Genomic DNA, 20526 nt, shown 5'->3' with positions numbered 1-20526 from the left:
ACTACGGGCCGATGAGGATCGTCCCGGCCTGCGCGAGCCAGCCCGTCACGGGCCCCGGCAGAATGCCCAGCACCACCACGGCGGCGGTGGACAGCACCAGGGTGAGCTCGGTGGTCCAGGTGCGCTCCAGCGTGTGCGCGCCCTCGGGCACCGGCCGCATGAACATGTAAACGATGACGCGCAGGTAGTAGTACACGCCCACGGCGCTGGTCAGCATGCCCACGATGGCCAGGCCGATGAGGCCCGTGTCCACCGCGCTGCGGAAGAGGAGCAGCTTGCCCATGAAGCCGATGGTGGGCGGGATGCCACTCAGCGACAGCATGAACACCGCCATCGCCACGGCCCAGCCCGGCCGCCGCTGGGCCAGGCCGCTGAAGCGGTCCAGGTCCCACGCGGTTCCCTTCTCCTCGTCCTCGCGGCGCTCCAGCGAGGAGACGAGCGCGAAGGCGCCCACCGCGGTGACGGTGTAGGCCAGCAGGTAGAAGAGGATGCCGCGCAGCGCGTCCGCGCGGGCGATCTCCAGCGGCGAGCCCGCCCCCAGCAGGGTCGGGGCCAGCAGCCGGAACTGCTCCCCCGGCCGGTTGACGAACAGCGACGCCACGCCCACCAGCAGGTACCCGGCGTGGGCGATGGACGAGTACGCCAGCATGCGCTTCACGTTGCGCTGGGGCAGGGCCAGCAGGTTGCCGATGATCATCGACAGGAACGCGAGCACGGAGAAGATGACGAAGGGCAGCTGCGGATCCATGCCCTGGGACACTGACAGGAACACGCGCACCAGCGCCGCGAAGGCAGCCGCCTTCACGCCCGCGCTCATCAGCGCGGTGACGGGGGTGGGCGCGCCCTCGTACACGTCCGGGGTCCACATGTGGAAGGGCACCGCGGCCACCTTGAAGGCAAAGCCGGCCGCCACCAGGATGACGCCGCTGTAGACGAGCGCCCGGTGGTCCACGAGCGCGCCCGGCAGCGCCGCGCTCAGCTCCGACAGCCGGGTGTGCCCGGTGGCCCCGTACAGCAGCGCCGCGCCGTACAGCAGCACCGCCGAGGAGAAGGCCCCCAGGATGAAGTACTTGAAGCCCGCCTCGCTCGGCCGCGTGCCCCGGCGCAGATAGGAGGTGAGGGCGTAGGTGCCGATAGAGAGTACCTCGATGTTGACGAAGATGGTGATGAGCTCGGCCGACACGGCCAGCAGGCTCATGCCCGCCGAGGCGAAGAGCATCAGCGCGTAGAACTCACCGCGCTCCGCGCCGCGCCGGCGCAGGAAGCCCGCCGCGCTCAGCGCCGCCAGCGCCAGGGCCACGCACACGACGAAGGACAGGAAGCTGGAGAAGGGGTCCAGCACCGCGTAGCCGAGGAACACCTGCTGCGGGGGCTGGAACATCAGCGCGATGGAGACGGCGGCGGCCACCACCGCCGTCGCCGTGGCCAGCACCGTCTGGTAGCCGCGCGAGGAGTTGGCGGAGAGGAAGACCTCCGACAGCAGCAGGACGCAGGCTCCCACCACCAGGATGATGGCGGGCAGCACCGGGAGGAAGTCTGCCGAGGTGAGATTGGGAGTCATGGCAGGAGCGGGCCCTTACGGCAGGGGGAGGCAAGAGTGTCGGAGAAGCCCATCAGAGCACCTGGAAGAGCGCGTAGACGACGCCGCCCAGCAGCGCCAGGGCCATGACCGCAGCATAGGCCTGCGCATCCCCGGTCTGCAGGTAGCGCAGCGCGCTGCCGGCGCGCACGGTGAGCCAGGCGGAGCCGCGCACCAGCACCGTGTCGATGAGGAACGAGTCCACCACGCGGTACAGCAGGAAGCTGAGGAACTTCACCGGGCGGATGATGGTCAGCTCGTACAGCTCATCCACGTAGAACTTGTTCTGCGCCACCCGGCGGGTCTGCAGCGCGAAGGCGGGGACCGGCTGGCCGCGGCGCGCCGGGAAGAACGACAGGTACAGGAAGGCCGCCGCGCCGCCACCCACCAGCGACACCACCCAGGCCACCAGGTAGTCCACCATCTTGGGCTGGCTGTCATCGAGGACAAGGGTGCCGGCGCTGCGCACGATGTCCCGCGTGGGGCCGAACACCGAGCTGAGGAAGTTGTCCATCAGCGCCTCGGGACGTCCCTTCAGCAGGGGGAAGGCATACACCGCGGACACGACGCTGAGCACCGCGAGCAGCACCAGCGGCAGCGTCATGGCCCAGGAGCTCTCGTGCGCGTGCGCGAGCTTCGCCTCGGACGAACGCTTGCCCTCGAACGTCAGCAGGTACAGGCGCGACATGTAGAAGGCCGTGCACGCGGTGATGAGCAGGCCCACGGGGTAGAGCAGGTGGTTGACCCAGGCGTAGCCCGTGAGGAGGTTGTGGTGGACGCCGTGGAAGATGGCGTCCTTGGAGAAGAAGCCCGACAGCGGGACGATGCCTGTGATGGCCAGCGTGGCGATGGCGAAGGTCACCCACGTCCAGCGCATCTCGTGGCGCAGCCCGCCCAGCTTCTTGATGTCTGTCTCGTCCCCGTTGCCGTGCATCACGCTGCCGGCGCCCAGGAACAGGCACGCCTTGAAGAAGGCGTGGGTGACCAGGTGCAGCACCGCCGCCCAGAAGATGCCCGTGCCCAGGCCCATGAACATGATGCCCAGCTGGGACACGGTGGAGTAGGCGAGCACCTTCTTGATGTCGTCCTGCGCGAAGGCGATGAGCGCCGCGAGCAGCGCCGTCGCCGCGCCGATGCAGGCGATGGTCGCCATCACCACGGGGCTGAGTACCAGCAGCGAGCTCATGCGCGCGAACAGGTAGATGCCCGCGGTGACCATCGTCGCCGCGTGGATGAGGGCGGAGACGGGCGTCGGGCCCGCCATGGCGTCCGGCAGCCACACGTACAGCGGCAGCTGGGCGCTCTTGCCCGCGGCGCCCAGGAGGAACAGCAGCAGCGCCACCGTGAGCACCCCACCGAAGGTGCGGCCCTTCAGCGGCCCCTCGGCGATGGGCGTCGTCAGCGTCACCGCGCCGTTGCTCTGCTGCTCCGGCAGGGCCCGGGCCAGCGTCTCCAGGCCCTGGAAGGTGACGGGGCCCCGCATGGCCACGCCCGCCTGGAACCGGGCGGGGTCTCCCCGGCCCGTCTCCGTGCTCTGGCCGTTGCGGAAGGTGCGCACGAAGCGGAAGTCCTCCGCCGAGGCCTGCTGGGAGAAGGCGCTCACCAGCGTCACGAGCAGGAAGGTGGCGATGAGGAACGCGAAATCGCCGATGCGGTTGGTGATGAAGGCCTTGCGCCCGGCCCACGCCTTGGCCGAATCCGTGTACCAGAAGCCGATGAGCAGGTAGCTGGCCATGCCCACGCCCTCCCAGCCCACGAACAGCAGCACGAGGTTGTCGGCCATCACCAGCGTCAGCATCATCGCGACGAACAGGTTGAGGTACGCGAAGTACCGCCAGTACCCGTCATCGTGCGCCATGTACGCGGTGGAGTAGAGGTGGATGAGGAAGCCCACCCCGGTGATGACCAGCATCAGCGTGCCGGACAGGTGGTCCACCAGGAGCCCGAAGTTCACCCGGAAGCTGCCCGCGCTGAACCACGTGCCCAGGTCCGTCCAGATGGCGTGGCTGGTGCGGAAGCCGCCAAAGGTGTCCGGCACCGAGGGCGCGCCGCTGCTCGTGGCCCAGAAGGCCAGCACCGACAGCACGAAGGAGCCCGCCACCGAGGCACACGCCACCAGGTGCACGTTCTCGCGGCCCAGCCGCCGGCCGAACAGGCCGCACACCAGCGCGCCCAGCAGGGGCAGCGCGATGATCATCCACAGGGAGGGCGCCAGGAGCGCCGGGGCGATGGGAGCACTGCTGAAGAAGTCGTTGAGAGCCATGCGAAAGCTTTCGGCGGGAGGGGACCGCGTCAGTGCTTCATCGTCTTGATTTCGTCGATGTTGACGCTGCCTCGGCTGCGGAAGACGGCGATGACGATGGCCAGCCCCATGGCCGCCTCCGCCGCCGCCACCGCGATGACGAAGAAGGCCGACACGTGGCCGATGCTGTCACCGCGCATCCGCGCGAACGCCAGGAACGTCAGGTTCGCCGCGTTGAGCATCAACTCCACGCACATGAAGACGACGAGCGCGTTGCGGCGCACCAGCACGCCGAACATGCCCAGGCAGAACAGGGCCGCGGCGAGGATGAGGTAGTACGAGATGGGAACCATGGTGCCCTTTGCCGCGGCGCGGCTTCAGATCCGTGACTTGGCGACGACCACTGAGCCGACCATCGACACCAGCAGCAGCAGGCTCACCGCTTCGAAGGGGAACAGCCAGGTGCTGAAGATGGCCTGGCCAATCGTCTTCAGCGTCCCGAAGCTCTCGGTCTGAGGCCCCAGGTCCGCCACCGTGTTGGGCAGCCGCAAGAGCACCACCACTAGGGCCGCGAACAGCCCCAGCGCCGTGGCGCCGCCGATGATGCGTGTGAACGTCAGCCGCACGCCCTGGGATTCCTCGCCCAGGTTCAGCAGCATGATGACGAACAGGAAGAGCACCATGATGGCGCCCGCGTACACCAGCACCTGCATGGCGGCCAGGGTGTGCGCCCAGAGCAGCACGTAGATGCCGGCCAGGAAGAAGAACGTGGAGACCAGCGCCATGGCCGAGTTGATGGGGCTCTTGGCGAAGATGACCACGCCTGCGGAAAACAGCGTCAGGAACGCGAACGCTCCGAAGAGGGCCTGCTCGATGTTCACGACCAGTCTCCGAACGCGCCCCAGGGCTTGTCGCCGAACGGGCAGCGCTTCTCGTGGATGTGCGCCTCGAACTCGGCGCGGAACCGCATGAGGAACGAATGCGTGGGCAGCGCGGCCGCGTCGCCCAGCGCGCAGATGGTGTTGCCCAGGCCCATGGGCGGGTAGGGCGCGATGGACGAGGCCACGTGGCTGAGCATTTCGATGTCCGCCATCTCGCCGCGGCCCTCCTCGATTTTGCGCAGCAGCCGCGTCTGCCACGGCGTGCCCTCGCGGCACGGGGTGCACTGGCCGCAGGACTCCTCGGCGTAGAAGCGCGCCACGCGCCACAGGCAGCGCACCATGCACGAGGTGTCGTCCATGACGATGACGCCGCCAGAGCCGGCCATCGTCTGCTTCATGCGCAGCGCCTCGAACTCCAGCGCCACGTCCAGCTCGTTGGGGCTGAGCACCGGCGCCGAGGAGCCGCCGGGGATGACGGCCTTCACCGAGCGCCCCGCGGGCAGCCCCTGGCCGTACTTGTCGCCGAAGATGAGCTCGGAGACCGTCGTCTGCAGCGGGATTTCGTAGACGCCCGGCTTGTTCACCGTGCCCGACAGGCACACCAGGCGCGTGCCGCCGGACTTCTCGGTGCCCAGCTTCGAGTACCAGTCCGCGCCGCGCGCGAAGATGTGCGGGACGTTGGCCAGCGTCTCCACGTTGTTGATGACCGTGGGGGAGCCGAACAGGCCCACCACCGCGGGGAAGGGCGGCTTGAGCCGGGGCCAGCCCTTCTTGCCCTCCAGGCTCTCGAGCAGCGCCGTCTCCTCGCCGCAGATGTACGCGCCCGCGCCGCGCACCAGGTAGCAGTTCAGCTCGTAGTCCTTGCCCAGGAGCGTCTTGCCGAAGATGCCCGCCTGGTAGGCCTCATCGATCGCGGCCTGGGTGCGCTGGGCCGGGTGTTTGAACTCGCCGCGCATGTAGATGTAGCAGGTGTGTACCCCCAGCGCGTACGCCGCGATGGCGATGCCCTCCAGCAGCATGTGCGGATCCAGCGACAGGACGTAGCGGTCCTTGAAGGTGCCCGGCTCGGACTCGTCCGCGTTGACGGCCAGGTACTTGGGCTTGGGGTTGTCCTTGGGGACGAAGCTCCACTTGAGCCCGGTGGGGAAGCCCGCGCCGCCGCGGCCGCGCAGGTTGGACTTCTTCACCTCGTCGATGATCGCCGCGGGCGCCATCTCCAGCACCTTCTTCAGCGATTCATAGCCCCCGCGCTTGCGGTAGTGCTCCATCGTCCACGACTGAGGCTGCCCCCACGCCGAGGAGATGAGCGGTTCAAAGGCGGATGCGGTCGTCATGATGGAAAGACGCTTTCGTTGAAAGAGGGGCCGCGGATCAGGTCAGCTTGGCGAGCAGCTCGTCCACCCGGGCCTTCGTCAGGTTCTCGTGGTGGTCTTCATTCACCTGGAGGCATGGCGCGGTGCCGCAGGACGCCAGACACTCGGTCTCCCGCAGGGTGAACTTCTCGTTGGCCTCGCCCGCCTTCAGGCCCAGCTTGTCCTCCAGGTAGGCGAGCATCTTCTCGGCGCCCCGCAGCGAGCAGGAGAGGTTGGTGCACACGTCGACGGTGTACTTCCCTGGCTTCTTCAGGTGGTACATGACGTAGAAGCTCGCCACCTCATAGGCGCGCTCGGGGGTGACCTCCAGATTCTTGGCCACCAGGCGGATGCCCTCGGGGGGACACCAGCCCTTCAAGTCCTGCAGGAGCCGGAGCGCGGGCAGCATGCCGGCGCTTTTCCGGTCGGGCGGGTAATGCGAGAGGATTTCTGAGATCCCCGCGTCGAACTTCTTCTGCTCTTCAGGGGTGAACAGGGGCTCCGCCATGGCGGGCGGTTCGTATGGCCCCCATGGCTGCCTTGTCAACATAAACCCCCGAAGTTCCTTGGAACCTTCATCAGCGTTAGTCCGAGCGATTCCAAGCCCCGGTTATGGGGGGCCACAGGGCACCTGGCGGACGGCCGGAAGCGGCTTGCGGAATCTGTCCCGGGGCCGATAAGGCTGGCACTTTCTTTTCCAGGACTTGCGGATCCGGTACAGAATCGGCCGGGCGCGGGCCTGGGCGGTCAGGCAGGCCCGGTTTTGCCTGGGGGGCCATGTCCTGTGGACAGACCCTCGCGGGCCTGGCGGCGATGGTGAACTCTTGAGTGCGGCAGGACCTCACAGCGACGCGCAGAACCCCCCGGGCGTCGATCCCGAGGGCTACCGTGTGCTCATCGTCGAGGACAATCCGCACATCATCGAGATGTACGCCTACGTCCTCAAGAAGCTGGCGAGCGGAGACCTGGCGGGCAAGGTGCCCCTGGAGGTGCACTTCGCTCCGGACGGGCACCACGCGCTGACCCTCCTGCGCGAGCGCCGCTTCAGCCTGGTGATGACGGACCTGTACATGCCGGTGATGGATGGGTTCGCGCTGGTGGAGCGCATCCGCGCCGAAGAAGAACTGCGCAACATCCCCATCATCGCCATCTCCGCGGGCGGCAAGGAGGCGCAGGACCGGGCCATGCAGCTGGGCGTGGACATCTTCCTGCGCAAGCCGGTGCGCTTCGTGGAAGTGCTGGAGACGGTGAAGCAGCTGCTGCGCATCGGGAAGTAGGCTGCCCGCGTCCACGAAAATTGACGGCGGGGCGCGAGACGGTCTTAAAGTCGTCCACCCATGCTCAAGCCCGCTATCAACCGCGACATCGTCAGCGGCGAAGCGCTGTTCATCCTTCGGAACCTGAGGGAGAACGGGCGCTTGGGACGCTCGAACAAGCTGGCCGATGTGAAGGCCGCGCTCGAACCGTCCGTCTCGCTCGAGTTCGACAGCTACTTCTTCTTCCTGCGCAAGTTTCACTACATCGCCATGGACCGCGAGGCCCAGCTCAAGCTCACCGAGCAAGGGGAGCGGGTGGTGAGTGGGGAGCTGCAGGACCGGTTCACCCTGGAGGTGGGCGAGTTCTTCGCCGATCAGCTCGCGGGCGAAGAAGAGTCCACCATGTCCGTGAACCCCGACGACCTGGGGATGCTGGTGCCCCCGCCCCCGCCGGAGCTCACGCTGGATGACTCGGAAGTGGAGCGCACCGGCACCCCGCCGCCGCTGCCCCCGCAGCAAGCGGCGGTGCCGCTGCCGCCCGCCGCGGTGCCCTTGCCCCCGGTCCGGGCGTCGCGCACGGCGCTGCCCTCGGTGGATGCTCCCCTGCCGTCCTACGCCGCCCCGGTGGGCCCCCGCACCGAGCCGCCCGTGCCGGAGGCCCGCCGCGAAGCGTCCCCGGTGCCCGTGGCCCCGCTTCCGCCTCCCTCCGTCCCCGCGGCCTCCTCCTTCGCGAGCCCCATGCCTCCTCCTGCCTCGTCTTCCGCACCCCCGGCGGCCGCGTCCAAGGGCTCCGATCTGGACATGCGCTACCAGAAGTTCGATCCCCTCGGCTCCGGCCCCCTGGGCACGGTCTTCAAGGGACGCTTCAACGCGCTCGGGCTGGATGTCTGCATCAAGGAGCTGAAGGACATCTTCGGCTACTTCTCCTTCCTGCAGCGGGGCGAGGTGCTCAAGCGGCTGAAGAAGGAGCTGTGCGCCCAGGCCCAGGTGCGCCACCCCTCCATCGTGGGCGTCCTGGATCAAAACGTGGACTCGGCCCGGCCCTACTTCGTCCTGGAGCTGATGCGCACCAGCCTCCGGGAGAAGCTGGAGGCGGGGGGCGGCAAGGGGATCGCCGTGCCCCTGGCGCTGCGCTGCTTCCTGCAGCTGGCCTACGGGCTGCGCGCCTCCCACGCCGCGGGGCTGTTCCACCACAACCTCAAGCCGGAGAACGTCCTGTTCGACGGCTGCGGCAACGCGCGGCTGGCGGACTTCGGCATGGGGCGGGTCATCGAGATGGACGCCACCAAGGGCATGCCCCAGTTCTTCATGGGCACCGGGGGCATGGTCTACATGGCGCCGGAGCTCATCCACCGCACGAAGGATCCGGGCGCCTCGGCGGACGTGTACGGGCTGGGCATCCTCATGTACGAGATGTTCACCGGGCAGATTCCCGGCCGCCGCTCGCCGCTGCCCTCCGAGGTCAACGCCGAGGTGCCCTCGGGGCTGGACGCCATCTTCGACAAGATGACGCAGGACAAGAAGGAGCAGCGCTACCCGGACATCGACGCGATGCTGGAGGACCTCTACAAGGCCTTCCCGGAGCGCGAGTTCCTCGAGAAGGGGGACCTCGTGCTCTCCTCGGAGCCGCACGAGGGCTAGCGCGGCCCAAGGGCCCGGCGGGGGATGCCCCCGCCCGCGGCCTCAGGAGCGCATCCGGGACGCCAGCTCCTTCTGGGAGAGGGCGCCCTTCTCCAGGAGCAGCTCGAGCAGGGCCCGGAGGATCTTCGAGCTCTTCTCCTGGTTCTGCTGCACCGCTTGGAGCCGCTGCATCTCCTCGGGCGTCAGGCTCGTGGACGGAGCCCCCCCGGAGAGAATCTCATCGAGGAGGTCCGCGGCACTGGCGCCGCTGCTTCCCCCTCCACTGGAGGAGGGCGCGGCCTGGGACGGGGCGACGTCGGCGATGCGCTTCACCACCGTCTTGCCGCTCATGTCGACGACCTTGAACTCCTCCTCGCCGGAGCTGTCCGGGGCGGCCGTGTCGGCCTCGGTGTAGCGCGTGGAGACGTTGGGCTCCTGGCCGCGGTAGTGGCGCAGGATGGCGTTCTGGATTTCCTTGTCGCCGGCAATCACCACCGTGACGCGGGTGCGGCTCCTGGCCACCACCTGATCCACGGTGTTCAGGTCCGTGGGATCGGCCATGGCGAGCACCAGCGTCTTGCCATTGTCCTTGAGGGCGACCGGGAAGATGCCCTTCTGCTCGGCCATGACGACATCCACCTTGGCCAGGGCGCCCGGATCCCTCGTGACGTTGCCCAGGTGCATGCGCTGGATGCCCATGCCCTGGCAGATGGCGTTGATGATGGTCTCCTCGTTGGCGATGCCCATGTCCGCGATGATGCGCGACAGGCGGCCGCCCCATTGATCATGCTGGGCGAGCGCGCTGCGCAGCTGCAGCTCGTCGATGACGCGGGCCTTGATGAGGAGTTCTCCAATGCGGTTGCGTTGAGGGGCGGCCATGAGGACAGTGTACCGTCAGGAGGGGGAGAGCGATGCATTCTGGCTTCCACATTGGAGGGCTCCCCGGCAAGCCGGACCGCGCCAGCGCGCTCCCAGGCCGCCCGGGCCCTCGCCCCACGGCCTGTCCTCCGGTTGCCCGCCTGCTCCCCGAGGAGGCGTGAGCCATGCAGCCCTTCGCGGACGCCCAGGTGCTGAGCTGTCCCTACTGCGGTGAAGAGGTGGAGGTGCAGGTGGACGTGGCCGGGCCCTCCTCGGAGCGGTACGTGGAGGACTGCTCCGTGTGCTGCCGCCCCTGGGCCGTCTCCGTCACCCGGGAGGGGGAGGACGTCTGGGTGAGCCTGGGCCGGGACGATGATTGAGCCCGTGCTTGACACGTCTCGAACCATGGTTCTCTTGAGTCTGTGAGCCGGTGAGCCCCGGGGCCACGGGGGACCGTTCACGACACGAAACACTTTCCATGACTCGAGTGCCGTCCGCTGCGTTCAGCGGCACGGAAGGGAGAAGACCATGCAGACCCGTTTCAATCCGTTCACGTTGCGCAATGGGGCCACCGTCGTGAGCCCCCTGATGAGGGACTTCGACTTCCTGTTCCAGGACTCGGCGGGCCCCACGGCACGCCGCGGCACCAGCTTCGCGCCTCCCACCGACATCTTCGAGACCGAGGCGGGGCTCACCCTGCAGGTCGACCTGCCAGGGCATGACGCGAAGTCCATCGAGGTGAAGGTGGAGCAGGGCGTGCTGACGTTCCGCTCCGAGCGCAAGGCCGACCCCAACGCGAAGGAGAACGCCCGCCGGCTGGAGCGCGGGTTCGGGGTGTACACCCGCTCGTTCTCGCTGCCGGACACCGTGGACGCCACCCAGGTGGAGGCGCGCTACGAGCACGGCGTACTCACCTTGACGCTGCCGCGCAAGGAAGAGTCCAAGCCCCGCGTCATCGAGGTGAAGGTGCAGGGCTGAAGAGACACCTCTCGCCTGCCCCTCTCCAACCGAGAGGGGTTGAAACACACGGGGCTCCGCCGGGAGGCGGGGCCCCGGTGCTACTTCTTGACGCCGAGCGCCAGCGGGATGCGGAACAGCTCCAGCACCTGCTGCACGTCCAGCGGCTTGGCCAGGCAGGCGATGGCGCCGGCCTGCTTCGACTGCTCCACCACGTCAGGCGAGTGGTTGGACGTCATGGTGATGAGCCGCACGCTCTCCATCTGCTTGCGGGCGCGGATGCGACGGCATACTTCCAGACCGTCGATGTCCGGCATGTTCAGGTCGATGAGCATGCCGTGGGGCTTCTGCTCGGAGACGAGCAGCAGCGCTTCCACGCCGCTGCTGGTGCTCTGCAGCTCCACCTGGGCCGTGTAGGGCTTGAACGCGCGCTTGATGGCGTCCAGCACGGGGCGCTCGTCGTCCACCACCAGCAGCTTCACCGTCCCACTGCCCAGCTCATCCGGCACCGGCATCTGGTGGGCGATGAGGAAGGAGCGCAGGTCCGTCGAGCGGACGCGGCGGTGTCCTCCGGGCGTGCGGAACGCCATCAGGATACCCCGGTCAATCCACTTGCTGACGGTCGAGGGATCCACCTGCAGCAGACGGCTGATGTCGTGGGTGGTGTACAGCTGGTCCGTCGTTCCCGACGGCAGCAACTCTTCTTTTTGCTGACCAGATCCGGTGCTCATGGAATTCAACACCTACCTTGAAACCGAGGTGACTTCAACCTACTCGACCGCTCTTCTTCTCCGACCGTCTCATCAAACCTACCGCCTCTTCCCACCGTCCACTGGCCTTGAGACACAGCTCCACCAACTCCCTGGCGGCGCCATGTCCTCCGCGGTTCTGGGCCACGAAGTGGGCTTCTTGGCGCACTTCGGGTACGGCGTCCGCAGGACAGGATGAAAGTCCTACGTGTGACATCGGACCCAGATCGTTCAGGTCGTCCCCCATATAAGCACAGGACTCAGGAGGTATGGAGAACTGGGTGAGCAGTTCTTCGAGGGCAGGGGTTTTTTCCTTCTTCCCCTGGAGGATAGCGGCAAGCCCGAGTTCCCGCCCGCGGACTTCGACAATGGTGGAGGTCCGGGCCGTGAGCAGGGCCGCGGGCAGGCCCATCAGCCGGGCCATCACCAGCGCGTGGCCGTCCTTCACGTCGAAGCGCTTCATCAGCTCGCCGTCGCCGCCGTAGTACAGCCCGCCGTCAGTGAGCACGCCATCCACGTCGAACACAAGCAGGCGCACCCGCGCGGCCCGGGCGGACAACTCCTCCTTGGTCGGCTTGGGCTGTGTCTCCGTCATGGCCTGGCTGCTCCCCTCCCGAGACAGCACGTCACACCGCCGGTTCGTGGCCCAGGGCCCGGCGAATCGACAGCACACTTTGTACCACGTCTTCAAACATCTGGGGTGTGAGTGAGCACGGACCGTCACACAGGGCACGGTCCGGGTCCTCGTGCACTTCGGTGAACAGTGCGTCAATGCCGGCCGCGGCCGCGGAGCGGGACAGCAGCGGCACGAACTTGCGCTCCCCGGCCGTCTCGCCGTTGCCGGCCGAGGGCAGCTGCACCGAGTGCGTGGCGTCGAAGCACACGGACAGGCCCGCCTCGCGCATCTGGAGGAAGCCGCGCATGTCCACCACGAGGTTGTTGTAGCCGAAGGAGGCCCCGCGCTCGGTCACCAGCACGTTGGGATTGCCACACTCCATGGCCTTGCGCGCCGAGTGGACGATGTCCTTGGGGGCCACGAACTGGCCCTTCTTGAGGTTGACGCCCCGGCCGGAGCGGGCCACGGCCTCCACCAGGTCCGTCTGCCGGCACAGGAAGGCGGGAATCTGGATGATGTCCACCACCTCGGCGGCGGGGGCCACGTGACTGATTTCGTGGACGTCCGTGAGGATGGGCACGCCCACCTCCTCGCGGATGCGCCGCAGCACCCGCAGGCCTTCCTTCAGGCCCGGGCCGCGGAAGGACTTGCCGCTGGTGCGGTTGGCCTTGTCGTAGGAGCACTTGAAGGCATAGGGCACCCCGAGCCGGGCGGTGATGCCCTTGAGCAGGTGCGCATGGCGCAGCGCCAGCTCCTCGGACTCGATGACATCCGGTCCGGCGATGACGAACAGCTTCTGGCCAGGGCCCACGGAGTGGCCCGCGAGGGTGATCATGCCTGCACCTGCGAGGCTCCACGGGGGGTGTCACGCTGGGTGAGCGCCGCCTTGATGAAGCCGGAGAAGAGGGGATGGGGGGCGAAAGGCTTGCTCTTGAACTCGGGGTGGAACTGGCAGCCGACGAAGTAGGGATGTTCCTTCAGTTCGATCATCTCCACCAGATTCAGGTCGGGATTGTGGCCGGAGATGATGAGCCCGGCCTCCTGGAGCCGCCCGCGGTAGGTGTTGTTCACCTCGTAGCGGTGGCGGTGGCGCTCCTGGATGAGCTCCTGGCCGTAGAGCTTGTGGGCCAGGGTTCCCGGCTGGAGGGCGCACGCGTAGCTGCCCAGGCGCATGGTGCCGCCCTTGTCCTGCACGTGGACCTGGCTCTCCATGAGCGTCACCACCGGGTTCGGGGTGTGCGCGTTGAACTCCAGCGAGTCGGCGTCCTTGATGCCCAGCACGCCGCGGCTGAACTCCACCACCGCCATCTGCAGGCCCAGGCAGATGCCAAAGAAGGGGATCTTCTTCTCGCGGGCATGGCGCACGGCGGCAATCTTGCCCTCCGTGCCGCGCACCCCGAAGCCGCCCGGCACCAGGATGGCGTCCACCCCGGCCAGAAGTTTCTCGGGCCCCTGGGCCTCCACTTCCTGGGAGTCCACGAAGTGCAGGTTCACCCGCACGTCGTTGGCGATGCCGCCATGGAGCAGGGCCTCGTTGAGGCTCTTGTAGCTCTCCTTCAGGTCCACGTACTTGCCGACGATGCCGATCTTCACCTCGCCGCGCGCAGGCTCGTAGATGCGGCGGGTGATGGTCTCCCAGCGCTCCAGGTGCGGCGCGCGGCTCCAGATGTTGAGCACCTCCGCCAGCCGCTCGTCGAGCCCCTGGCGGTGCAGCTCCAGCGGCAGCTCGTACACGCTCCGCACGTCCGGCGAGGTGAACACGTTGCCCGTGTCCACGTTGCAGAACATGGCGATCTTGTCCTTCAGCTCCCGGGAGATTTCCCGGTCCGTGCGGCACAGGAGGAAGTCCGGCTGGATGCCAATCTCCCGCAGCTTCATCACCGAGTGCTGGGTGGGCTTGGTCTTCACCTCGCCGGCCGCGCCGATGTAGGGCAGCAGCGTCAGGTGCACGTAGACGGCGTTCTGGCTGCCCACGTCGTAGCGCATCTGCCGGATGGCCTCGAGGAACGGCAGGGACTCGATGTCGCCCACCGTGCCGCCCACCTCCACGATGACGACGTCCACGTCCTGGGAGGCCTGGCGGATGTTGGCCTTGATTTCATCGGTGATGTGGGGAATCACCTGGACCGTCTTGCCCAGGTACTCGCCGCGCCGCTCCTTCATGATGACGGAGTGGTAGATGCGGCCGGTGGTGAAGTTGTTCGTGCGGCTCATCCGCGCGTGGGTGAACCGCTCGTAGTGGCCGAGATCCATGTCGGTCTCGCCGCCATCCTCGGTGACGTAGACCTCGCCGTGCTGGAAGGGGCTCATCGTGCCGGGATCCACGTTGATGTACGGATCCAGCTTGAGCAGCGTGATGTTGAGCCCGCGGTTCTCCAGCAGGGCGCCAATGGACGCCGATGCGAGCCCCTTGCCCAGAGAGCTGACCACGCCGCCGGTCACGAAGATGTACTTGGTCTTCTTGGAGCGCATGACCCTTCCTGCCAAGGAGGAGGGGGTGCGTCAACGTTTCTGACGGGCTCAGGTGCCGTCAGGGCTTCCTGGCCGGGCGTGGGCGTAGTCCTTGGCCACGGGCTTGCCGGCACGCCAGTTCCGCAGCGGACACTGGCGGCAGCTCCAGCCGTCCCAGCCGCGCCTCACGGCCTGGTGCAGGCAGCCATCGTAATGAAGACAAAACAGGTTGCGCTGGGATTCGACCGCCTCCTCCTCACGGAGGGCGCAGGGCAAGGGCGTGGGGCAGGGTGTGATGGACACGTCAGGGCTTCTCCCAGAAAACGAAACGGCTCCCCCCCCTGAGGGCCTGCAACAGGGAGAGGGTCCACGCATTCCCGAGCCCCGGGTGGGGCCCTCTGGGACAAAAAAAGAGCCTGCCTTCCCCGCGTGTCCCTTTCGGGTACGGCACGCGCGAGGAGAGCAGGCTCCAAACCGCTGGCATCACACTTCCGCCGGGTGGCTAAAGAGCCATGCCGACGGAGGTGGATGCCTGACGCTTACTGTCGTTCAAGGCATCACCTCCTTTCGTCTGCGGCCTCAGTATTAACCGGGAGGGGTTTTTCGCGCCAGCGGCCGGTGGGCGCGGTGTAGGCCAGCGGACTGCCTGGCTGCTCCTCAGGCCGCCACGAACTGCTTTTCCACCAGCCGGCGGTAGAGGCCCTCCTGGCTCATCAGCGCCGCGTGGCTTCCGCTCTGCACTACGTTGCCGCCCTCCAGCACCAGCACCCGGTTGGCGCCCATCACCGTGGAGAGGCGGTGGGCGATGATGAGCGTGGTGCGCCCCTGCATGAGCCGCTCCAGCGCGTCCTTCACCAGGTGCTCGCTCTCCGCGTCCAGCGCGCTCGTGGCCTCGTCCAGGATGAGCAGGCGCGGATCCTTCAGCACCGCCCGGGCGATGGCCACGCGCTGCTTCTGGCCTCCGGAGAGCTGCACGCCGCGCTCGCCCACCGGGGTCCGGTAGCCCTCCGGGAACCGGCTGATGAAGTCGTGCGCGTTGGCGGCACGCGCGGCCGCCTCCACCTCCGCGTCGCTGGCATCCATCCGGCCGTAGCGGATGTTCTCCGCGATGGAGGAGGAGAACAGCAGCGGCTCCTGCGCCACCACGCCGATCTGCTGCCGGAGCCACTCCGGGTCCAGCGTCCTCAGGTCCTGGCCATCCAGCAGGATGCGGCCTTCCTGCGGATCATAGAGCCGCGTCAGCAGGCTCGCGATGGTGGACTTGCCCGCCCCCGAGGGGCCGACGATGGCGACGATTTCGCCCGGGGCGATGGTGAGATCGATGCCCTGCAGCACCTGGGTGTCCGGGCGCGTGGGGTAGGCGAAGTTCACCTCGCGCAGCTCGATGCGGCCCTCGATGCGGGCGGGCCGCTCGCCCCCGGAGGTGGGGATGGTAGGCAGGCGGTCCATCAGCTCGAAGACGCGCTCGGCGGCCCCCGAGGCGCGCATGAAGTCCGCCCACAGCTCCGCCAGGGCGCCCAGCGAGAAGGCCACGAAGAGCGAGTAGACGAGAAAGGAGGTGAGGCCGCCCACCGACAGCTTGTCCTCCACCACCAACCGTCCGCCGTACCAGAGCACCACCACGGCGGCCGCGAAGCCTCCGAAGGAGGCCACGGCCATGAAGGTGGAGGAGTGGCGGATGCGGCGGCGCGCCAGCTCGAACGCCTTGTCCATGGCGCTGCGGTAGCGTGCCACCTCGTGCTTCTCCGCCGCGAAGGCGCGCACGGTGCGCACGCCCGACAGGCTCTCCTCGGCCACCTCGTTGGAGGCGGCCAGCGCGTCCTGCACTTCCTTGGAGAGCTTGCGCACCCGCCGCCCGTACACCACCGCGCTCACCGCCACCGCGGGCACCACCGAGAGCATCAGCAGCGTGAGGGTGGGAGAGGTGTAGAAGAGCAGCGCCACGCCGCCCACCGCGGTGGCCAGGTTGCGCAGCACCATGGACACGTTCGAGCTCACGGTGTTCTGGAGCACGGTGGTGTCCGAGGCGAGGCGGTTGGTGAGTTCGCCCGTCTTGCGCTCGTCGAAGAAGGCCACCTCCTGGCCCATGATGTTGGCGAAGAGCTTCTGCCGCAGGCGCGTCACCACGCGCTCGCCCGCGGTGGTGAAGAGGTAGTAGCGCAGCGCCACCGCCAAGGCCTGGATGGCGAGGATGAACGTCATCCCCAGCGCGGCCCGGTCAATCAGGGACCGGTCCCGTGAGCCCAGCGCCTCGTCGATGATGAGGCGCATCGCCTGGGGGTACAGCAGGCTCATGCCGCTGCCCACGGCGAGGAAGAAGGTGCCCGCCAGCAGGGTCCGGGTTTCCGGACGGGCCAGGCTGGCGAGCCGGCGCAGCGTCAGCCGGGAGGGAAGGCGGGGTTTCAAGGGAGGCTTTTCCACCGGCCCAGCCTAACGCGGGTATGCCCCAGACGCAGCGTCCATCGATGAACACCCTCTGCTGGCTCCTGCCTGGCAGGGTGCTAAGTCAGGAGCCCTTTCTCACGAGGTGGGAACCATGGAACGGCGCGTCTTTGGAACGGCGGGAGTGTCGGTGCCGGTCATCGGGCAGGGGACTTGGCAGATGGAGAACGACGACCGGGATGGGGCCATCCGGGCCCTCCAGGCAGGCATGGACCTGGGGCTCATCCACCTGGACACGGCGGAGCTGTACGGGCGTGGCCGGGTGGAGGAGGCCATCGTGGCCCCGGCCATCGCCGGACGGCGCGACTCGGTGTTCCTCGTCTCCAAGGTGATGCCCTCGAACGCAACCTATGAGGGCACCGTGAAGGCGTGCGAGCGCAGCCTCCAACGCCTGAAGACCGACCGGCTGGACTGCTACCTGCTGCACTGGCCGGGCTCCCACCCCCTGGAGCACACCGTGCGTGCCTTCGAGGTGCTGGTACGAGATGGGAAGATCCGCTCCTGGGGGGTGAGCAACTTCGGCGTCGAGGAGCTGGAGGAGGCGGTGCGCATCGCGGGCCCGGGCCGCATTGCCTGCAACCAGGTGCTCTACCACCTGGAGGAGCGCGCCATCGAGCACAAGGTCCTGCCCTGGTGCGAGCGCGCGAACATCGCCGTGGTGGGCTACAGCCCCTTTGGCAACGGCCGCTTTCCCCGGCCGGACAGCGCGGGCGGCAGGGTGCTGGCCTCGGTGGCCCAGGCGCATGGGGCTTCCCCCTACCAGGTGGCCCTTCAGTTCCTGGTGCGCCGCCCCGGCCTGTTCACCATCCCCAAGGCCAGCCGCGAGCCGCATGTCCGCGACAATGCCGCCGCGGCCGGGCTGCGGCTCTCCCCGGAGGAGCTGGCCCGGCTCGATGCCGCGTTCCCGCGGGGACCCGACACGGGGGAACTGCCCGTCATCTGATTCAGAGCGGCTCGATGGAGCGGCTCTTCCACTCCTGGAGGTGCTGCTTCGGGTAGCTGACCTGCACGGAGCCGTCCTCGAGGGAGCGCGACAGCAGGCGCAAATCCTCCGGCGGGATGTGCTCGAGCAGGTCGAACGAGTGCGTGGCGATGACGACCTGGACGGGCCGGACGCCCGGCGAGCCCACGGTCATCCGGCGCAGCATCGCCACCACTTGCCGCAGCAGGCGCGAGTGCAGTCCGCGCTCGGGCTCGTCCAGCGTGAGCACATCCGGCAGCGGCTTCTGGTACGGCAGCACCAGGAAGGCCATGAGGTACATCACGCTCTCGGCCACCTGGGCCGGGGTGAACCAGAGGCCCGGCTGCCAGCGGTCCTGGAAGCGCAGCTGGTGGGTGCGCGGCCCCGTCTGGTGCAGGCTCACCGCCTTGATGGAGGGGACCAGCAGGCTCAGCTGGCTCACCACCGCCTCGCGCTGGGCGGGCTCGAGCGAGGCGAAGACGCTGGCGAGGTTCTCCCCGGTGGGGTGCAGCATCGTGACGCGCCCCATGAGGCTGTCATTGCGCAGTGCGCCAATGTCCAGCGCCAGGCTCTGGACCGAGTGTCCATGCAGGGACATGGAATCGAACGCCGACAGCGGGAAGATGCGGCGCACCTGCTTTCCGTCCTCGAACGTCCACTGGAGCGACATGCGCAGCGTCGTGTCCATGCGCCAGTAGTCCGACGGTTCGCAGGCCAGCCGGTAGTGCATGCCCTCCAGCACCGACGTCTTGCCGGAAGAGCTGGAGCCCACCAGGACCGTGAGGGGCTGGAGTTGCAACTCCACGTCTTTGAGACACCGGAAATTCTCGAAATGGACCGAGCGGATCATGGCCGTTCATCCTGCCGGGAGTGCGTCACGGGCGAGCGTTGTATCGCCTCGTGACATGTGCCCGTGCCCGGAAATGATGTGCATCTGGCCAGGGCGGTGTGTCCCACCGCCCTCCGGATGGACACAGGTTTTGATTCTGGTCACAGGTGATGTTTGATGTTTGTCCCAATTGTAGGACATCGCGCACCTCGACACCAAGAGGGGATCATGCACCTGGGCGAATACATCCGGTTCGATGGCATGGGACTGGCCTCTCTGGTTCAGCGCAAGGAGGTGTCCCCCGCCGAGCTGGTCCGGGTGGCCTTCCAGGCCATCGCGGCTGTGAATCCCTCGCTCAACGCCGTCATCGCCACGCTGGAGGAGGAGGCCCAGGCCGCCCTGAAGCGAGGCTTGCCCGCTGGGCCGTTCACCGGGGTGCCTTTCCTCATCAAGGATCTGGGAGTGCATGCGGCCCAGATTCCGTCCTCTCAGGGAACCCGGACCTTCAAGGACTTGGTGTTTCCCCACGACAGCGCCCTGATGGCGCGCTACCGCCGCGCGGGCCTGGTGCTCGTGGGCAGGACCAATGCGCCCGAGCTGGGGCTGAACATCTCCACCGAGCCCCTGGCCTGGGGGCCGTCCCGCAATCCCTGGCACCTGGCGTTCAGCCCCGGGGGCTCCAGCGGCGGCTCGGCGGCGGCGGTGAGCGCCGGCATGGTGCCCATGGCCTACGGCAACGATGGGGGCGGCTCCATCCGCGTGCCGGCCGGGCTGTGTGGCCTCTTTGGGTTGAAGCCCACCCGGGGCCGCATCAGCTCCGGGCCCGGGGCCGGGGAACTCCTGAACGGCTTCGGGACCGAGCACGTCCTGACCCGTTCGGTGCGCGACAGCGCGGCGATGCTGGATGTCTCCGCCGGGTCCGAGGTGGGGGACCCCTATGGGATTCCCCCCCCTGTGCGGCCGTTTCTGGAGGAAGTGGAGCGGGAGCCCGGGCGGTTGCGCATCGGCGTGTGCCGGGCGGCGCCCAAGGGAGACCCGGTCAGCCCCGAGTGTCTGCAGGCCCTGGACGAGGCGGTCCGGCTGTGCGCCTCCCTGGGGCACGAGCTCGTCGAGGTGTCCCCGCCCTTCAATGGCGCGTTGCTGGAGCAGATCCTCCTGCCGCTCTGGAGCACCGCCCTGCTGGGCTGGGCCAACGGGCTGGCCGCCATGAGCGGGCGGCCCCTCCTGGAGGAGAACTTCGAGCGGACGACCTGGGCGACGCTGGAGTATGGGCGCCGCGTCACGGGGGGGGAGGTCCAGGCGGGCCTGGCGATGCTCAACCAGTTCAGCCGTGAGTCAGGGCGCTTCTTCGTGGACCATGACTTGCTGCTCACCCCCACCTATGCGCTGCCCGCCCTGCCGCTCGGCCTGTTGGATGCCAACGCGCCGCTGACCTTCCCCCAGTGGATGCGGCAGCTCCAGTCCGTCTGTCCGTTCACCACCCAGGCCAATGCCACCGGACAGCCCGCCATGAGCGTGCCGCTCTTCTGGAGCGCGCAAGGGTTTCCCGTCGGGGCCCACTTCGTCGGCCGCTGGGGCGATGAGGCCACGCTGTTGCGGCTGGCCGGCCAGCTCGAGCGGGCCCAGCCCTGGGCCCACCGCCGGCCTCCCCATCACGCCGCCACGTCCCAGGTCTAGGGAAGCCCTGTTGGCGGCACGTGTCTCGACAGGTCCCCGCCCGTGGGTTTGAATCT

20 protein-coding genes are annotated in these 20526 nt (G+C 67.9%); 6 read left to right on the top strand and 14 right to left on the bottom strand.

The window, feature by feature from the left end; all coding sequences use genetic code 11:
- Position 1 precedes the first annotated feature (1 nt).
- From KY661_RS29340 to KY661_RS29315, 6 genes are read right to left on the bottom strand one after another with little or no spacing between them, the layout of a single operon-like run.
- Entirely contained in the window at positions 2-1561 is a 1560-nt protein-coding gene (locus KY661_RS29340; RefSeq protein ID WP_225413359.1) for an NADH-quinone oxidoreductase subunit N, read from the bottom strand.
- A 52-nt stretch (positions 1562-1613) separates the two neighbouring features.
- Positions 1614-3842, bottom strand: a complete 2229-nt coding sequence (locus tag KY661_RS29335; protein WP_225413358.1) for an NADH-quinone oxidoreductase subunit L — start codon at positions 3840-3842, stop codon at positions 1614-1616.
- A gap of 29 nt (positions 3843-3871) precedes the next feature.
- Positions 3872-4174 carry an NADH-quinone oxidoreductase subunit NuoK gene (gene nuoK / locus KY661_RS29330; RefSeq protein ID WP_075007730.1) on the bottom strand — a complete coding sequence of 101 codons (303 nt, stop codon included), beginning with the start codon at positions 4172-4174 and terminating at the stop codon, positions 3872-3874.
- A 24-nt stretch (positions 4175-4198) separates the two neighbouring features.
- Positions 4199-4702, bottom strand: coding sequence for an NADH-quinone oxidoreductase subunit J family protein (locus tag KY661_RS29325; protein ID WP_075007731.1), 504 nt, complete (start codon positions 4700-4702; stop codon positions 4199-4201).
- A complete protein-coding gene (gene nuoF / locus KY661_RS29320) occupies positions 4699-6036 on the bottom strand; it encodes an NADH-quinone oxidoreductase subunit NuoF (RefSeq protein WP_263437460.1) in 1338 nt (445 codons plus the stop codon). The genes KY661_RS29325 and nuoF overlap by 4 nt, the downstream gene beginning before the upstream one ends.
- A 37-nt stretch (positions 6037-6073) precedes the next feature.
- On the bottom strand, positions 6074-6562 hold the full coding sequence (locus KY661_RS29315; RefSeq protein WP_075007733.1) for an NADH-quinone oxidoreductase subunit NuoE family protein: 489 nt from the start codon (positions 6560-6562) through the stop codon (positions 6074-6076).
- Between the two features lie 316 nt (positions 6563-6878).
- Between KY661_RS29315 and KY661_RS29310 the strand changes: the two genes are divergently transcribed.
- Together KY661_RS29310 and KY661_RS29305 are read left to right on the top strand one after the other, a co-directional pair.
- Entirely contained in the window at positions 6879-7331 is a 453-nt protein-coding gene (locus KY661_RS29310; protein ID WP_225413357.1) for a response regulator, read from the top strand.
- 60 nt (positions 7332-7391) lie between these two features.
- Positions 7392-8951, top strand: coding sequence for a serine/threonine protein kinase (locus KY661_RS29305; protein WP_225413356.1), 1560 nt, complete (start codon positions 7392-7394; stop codon positions 8949-8951).
- A gap of 42 nt (positions 8952-8993) precedes the next feature.
- Here the strand turns inward: KY661_RS29305 and KY661_RS29300 are convergent, their stop codons facing one another.
- Positions 8994-9809: a GspE/PulE/PilB domain-containing protein gene (locus KY661_RS29300; protein ID WP_225413355.1), complete on the bottom strand. Its 816-nt coding sequence runs from the start codon at positions 9807-9809 to the stop codon at positions 8994-8996.
- 164 nt (positions 9810-9973) lie between these two features.
- Here KY661_RS29300 and KY661_RS29295 point away from each other — a divergent pair, with 164 nt between their 5' ends.
- Both KY661_RS29295 and KY661_RS29290 read left to right on the top strand, forming a co-directional pair.
- Positions 9974-10168 (top strand): CPXCG motif-containing cysteine-rich protein, encoded by a 195-nt coding sequence (locus KY661_RS29295; RefSeq protein ID WP_225413354.1) that lies wholly within the window; start codon positions 9974-9976, stop codon positions 10166-10168.
- Positions 10169-10316: 148 nt separating this feature from the next.
- Positions 10317-10766 (top strand): Hsp20/alpha crystallin family protein, encoded by a 450-nt coding sequence (locus KY661_RS29290; RefSeq protein ID WP_075007737.1) that lies wholly within the window; start codon positions 10317-10319, stop codon positions 10764-10766.
- A gap of 80 nt (positions 10767-10846) precedes the next feature.
- Here the strand turns inward: KY661_RS29290 and KY661_RS29285 are convergent, their stop codons facing one another.
- The 6 genes from KY661_RS29285 to KY661_RS29260 all read right to left on the bottom strand — a co-directional run bounded on the left by KY661_RS29285 (position 10847) and on the right by KY661_RS29260 (position 16982).
- Positions 10847-11476, bottom strand: a complete 630-nt coding sequence (locus tag KY661_RS29285) for a response regulator (protein WP_075007738.1) — start codon at positions 11474-11476, stop codon at positions 10847-10849.
- Positions 11477-11510: 34 nt separating this feature from the next.
- Positions 11511-12089 carry a KdsC family phosphatase gene (locus KY661_RS29280; RefSeq protein WP_225413353.1) on the bottom strand — a complete coding sequence of 193 codons (579 nt, stop codon included), beginning with the start codon at positions 12087-12089 and terminating at the stop codon, positions 11511-11513.
- 31 nt (positions 12090-12120) lie between these two features.
- On the bottom strand, positions 12121-12945 hold the full coding sequence (gene kdsA, locus KY661_RS29275) for a 3-deoxy-8-phosphooctulonate synthase (RefSeq protein ID WP_225413352.1): 825 nt from the start codon (positions 12943-12945) through the stop codon (positions 12121-12123).
- Complete coding sequence (locus KY661_RS29270; RefSeq protein ID WP_225413351.1) at positions 12942-14582, bottom strand: CTP synthase; 1641 nt, start codon at positions 14580-14582, stop codon at positions 12942-12944. Before KY661_RS29270 ends, kdsA begins: the two co-directional genes overlap by 4 nt.
- Before the next feature lie 48 nt (positions 14583-14630).
- A complete protein-coding gene (locus tag KY661_RS29265) occupies positions 14631-14864 on the bottom strand; it encodes a hypothetical protein (protein WP_075007741.1) in 234 nt (77 codons plus the stop codon).
- Between the two features lie 354 nt (positions 14865-15218).
- On the bottom strand, positions 15219-16982 hold the full coding sequence (locus KY661_RS29260; protein WP_225413350.1) for an ABC transporter ATP-binding protein: 1764 nt from the start codon (positions 16980-16982) through the stop codon (positions 15219-15221).
- Between the two features lie 115 nt (positions 16983-17097).
- Here KY661_RS29260 and KY661_RS29255 point away from each other — a divergent pair, with 115 nt between their 5' ends.
- Positions 17098-17946, top strand: coding sequence for an aldo/keto reductase (locus KY661_RS29255; RefSeq protein WP_225413349.1), 849 nt, complete (start codon positions 17098-17100; stop codon positions 17944-17946).
- Position 17947: 1 nt separating this feature from the next.
- Here KY661_RS29255 and KY661_RS29250 read toward each other — a convergent pair whose 3' ends face one another.
- A complete protein-coding gene (locus KY661_RS29250; RefSeq protein WP_225413348.1) occupies positions 17948-18814 on the bottom strand; it encodes an AAA family ATPase in 867 nt (288 codons plus the stop codon).
- Between the two features lie 207 nt (positions 18815-19021).
- Between KY661_RS29250 and KY661_RS29245 the strand changes: the two genes are divergently transcribed.
- Entirely contained in the window at positions 19022-20470 is a 1449-nt protein-coding gene (locus KY661_RS29245) for an amidase (protein ID WP_225413347.1), read from the top strand.
- Positions 20471-20526 lie beyond the last annotated feature (56 nt).

The organism is Allostigmatella hybrida, from assembly GCF_020103775.1.
In the GTDB taxonomy this organism is placed as follows: Bacteria; Myxococcota; Myxococcia; order Myxococcales; family Myxococcaceae; genus Hyalangium; species Hyalangium aurantiaca.
Note: the sequence above shows the minus strand (reverse complement) of the source record. Positions and strands in the feature narration are given on the sequence as shown.

Bases quoted from the DNA above. Each gene is read 5' to 3' on its own strand.
- nuoK (WP_075007730.1), bottom strand. From the start codon at position 4,174: ATGGTTCCCATCTCGTACTACCTCATCCTCGCCGCGGCCCTGTTCTGC.
- nuoF (WP_263437460.1), bottom strand. From the start codon at position 6,036: ATGACGACCGCATCCGCCTTTGAACCGCTCATCTCCTCGGCGTGGGGG.
- KY661_RS29335 (WP_225413358.1), bottom strand. From the start codon at position 3,842: ATGGCTCTCAACGACTTCTTCAGCAGTGCTCCCATCGCCCCGGCGCTC.
- KY661_RS29255 (WP_225413349.1), top strand. From the start codon at position 17,098: ATGGAACGGCGCGTCTTTGGAACGGCGGGAGTGTCGGTGCCGGTCATC.
- KY661_RS29285 (WP_075007738.1), bottom strand. From the start codon at position 11,476: ATGAGCACCGGATCTGGTCAGCAAAAAGAAGAGTTGCTGCCGTCGGGA.
- KY661_RS29340 (WP_225413359.1), bottom strand. From the start codon at position 1,561: ATGACTCCCAATCTCACCTCGGCAGACTTCCTCCCGGTGCTGCCCGCC.
- kdsA (WP_225413352.1), bottom strand. From the start codon at position 12,945: ATGATCACCCTCGCGGGCCACTCCGTGGGCCCTGGCCAGAAGCTGTTC.
- KY661_RS29280 (WP_225413353.1), bottom strand. From the start codon at position 12,089: ATGACGGAGACACAGCCCAAGCCGACCAAGGAGGAGTTGTCCGCCCGG.
- KY661_RS29305 (WP_225413356.1), top strand. From the start codon at position 7,392: ATGCTCAAGCCCGCTATCAACCGCGACATCGTCAGCGGCGAAGCGCTG.
- KY661_RS29270 (WP_225413351.1), bottom strand. From the start codon at position 14,582: ATGCGCTCCAAGAAGACCAAGTACATCTTCGTGACCGGCGGCGTGGTC.
- KY661_RS29290 (WP_075007737.1), top strand. From the start codon at position 10,317: ATGCAGACCCGTTTCAATCCGTTCACGTTGCGCAATGGGGCCACCGTC.
- KY661_RS29250 (WP_225413348.1), bottom strand. From the start codon at position 18,814: ATGATCCGCTCGGTCCATTTCGAGAATTTCCGGTGTCTCAAAGACGTG.
- KY661_RS29315 (WP_075007733.1), bottom strand. From the start codon at position 6,562: ATGGCGGAGCCCCTGTTCACCCCTGAAGAGCAGAAGAAGTTCGACGCG.
- KY661_RS29300 (WP_225413355.1), bottom strand. From the start codon at position 9,809: ATGGCCGCCCCTCAACGCAACCGCATTGGAGAACTCCTCATCAAGGCC.
- KY661_RS29295 (WP_225413354.1), top strand. From the start codon at position 9,974: ATGCAGCCCTTCGCGGACGCCCAGGTGCTGAGCTGTCCCTACTGCGGT.
- KY661_RS29245 (WP_225413347.1), top strand. From the start codon at position 19,022: ATGCACCTGGGCGAATACATCCGGTTCGATGGCATGGGACTGGCCTCT.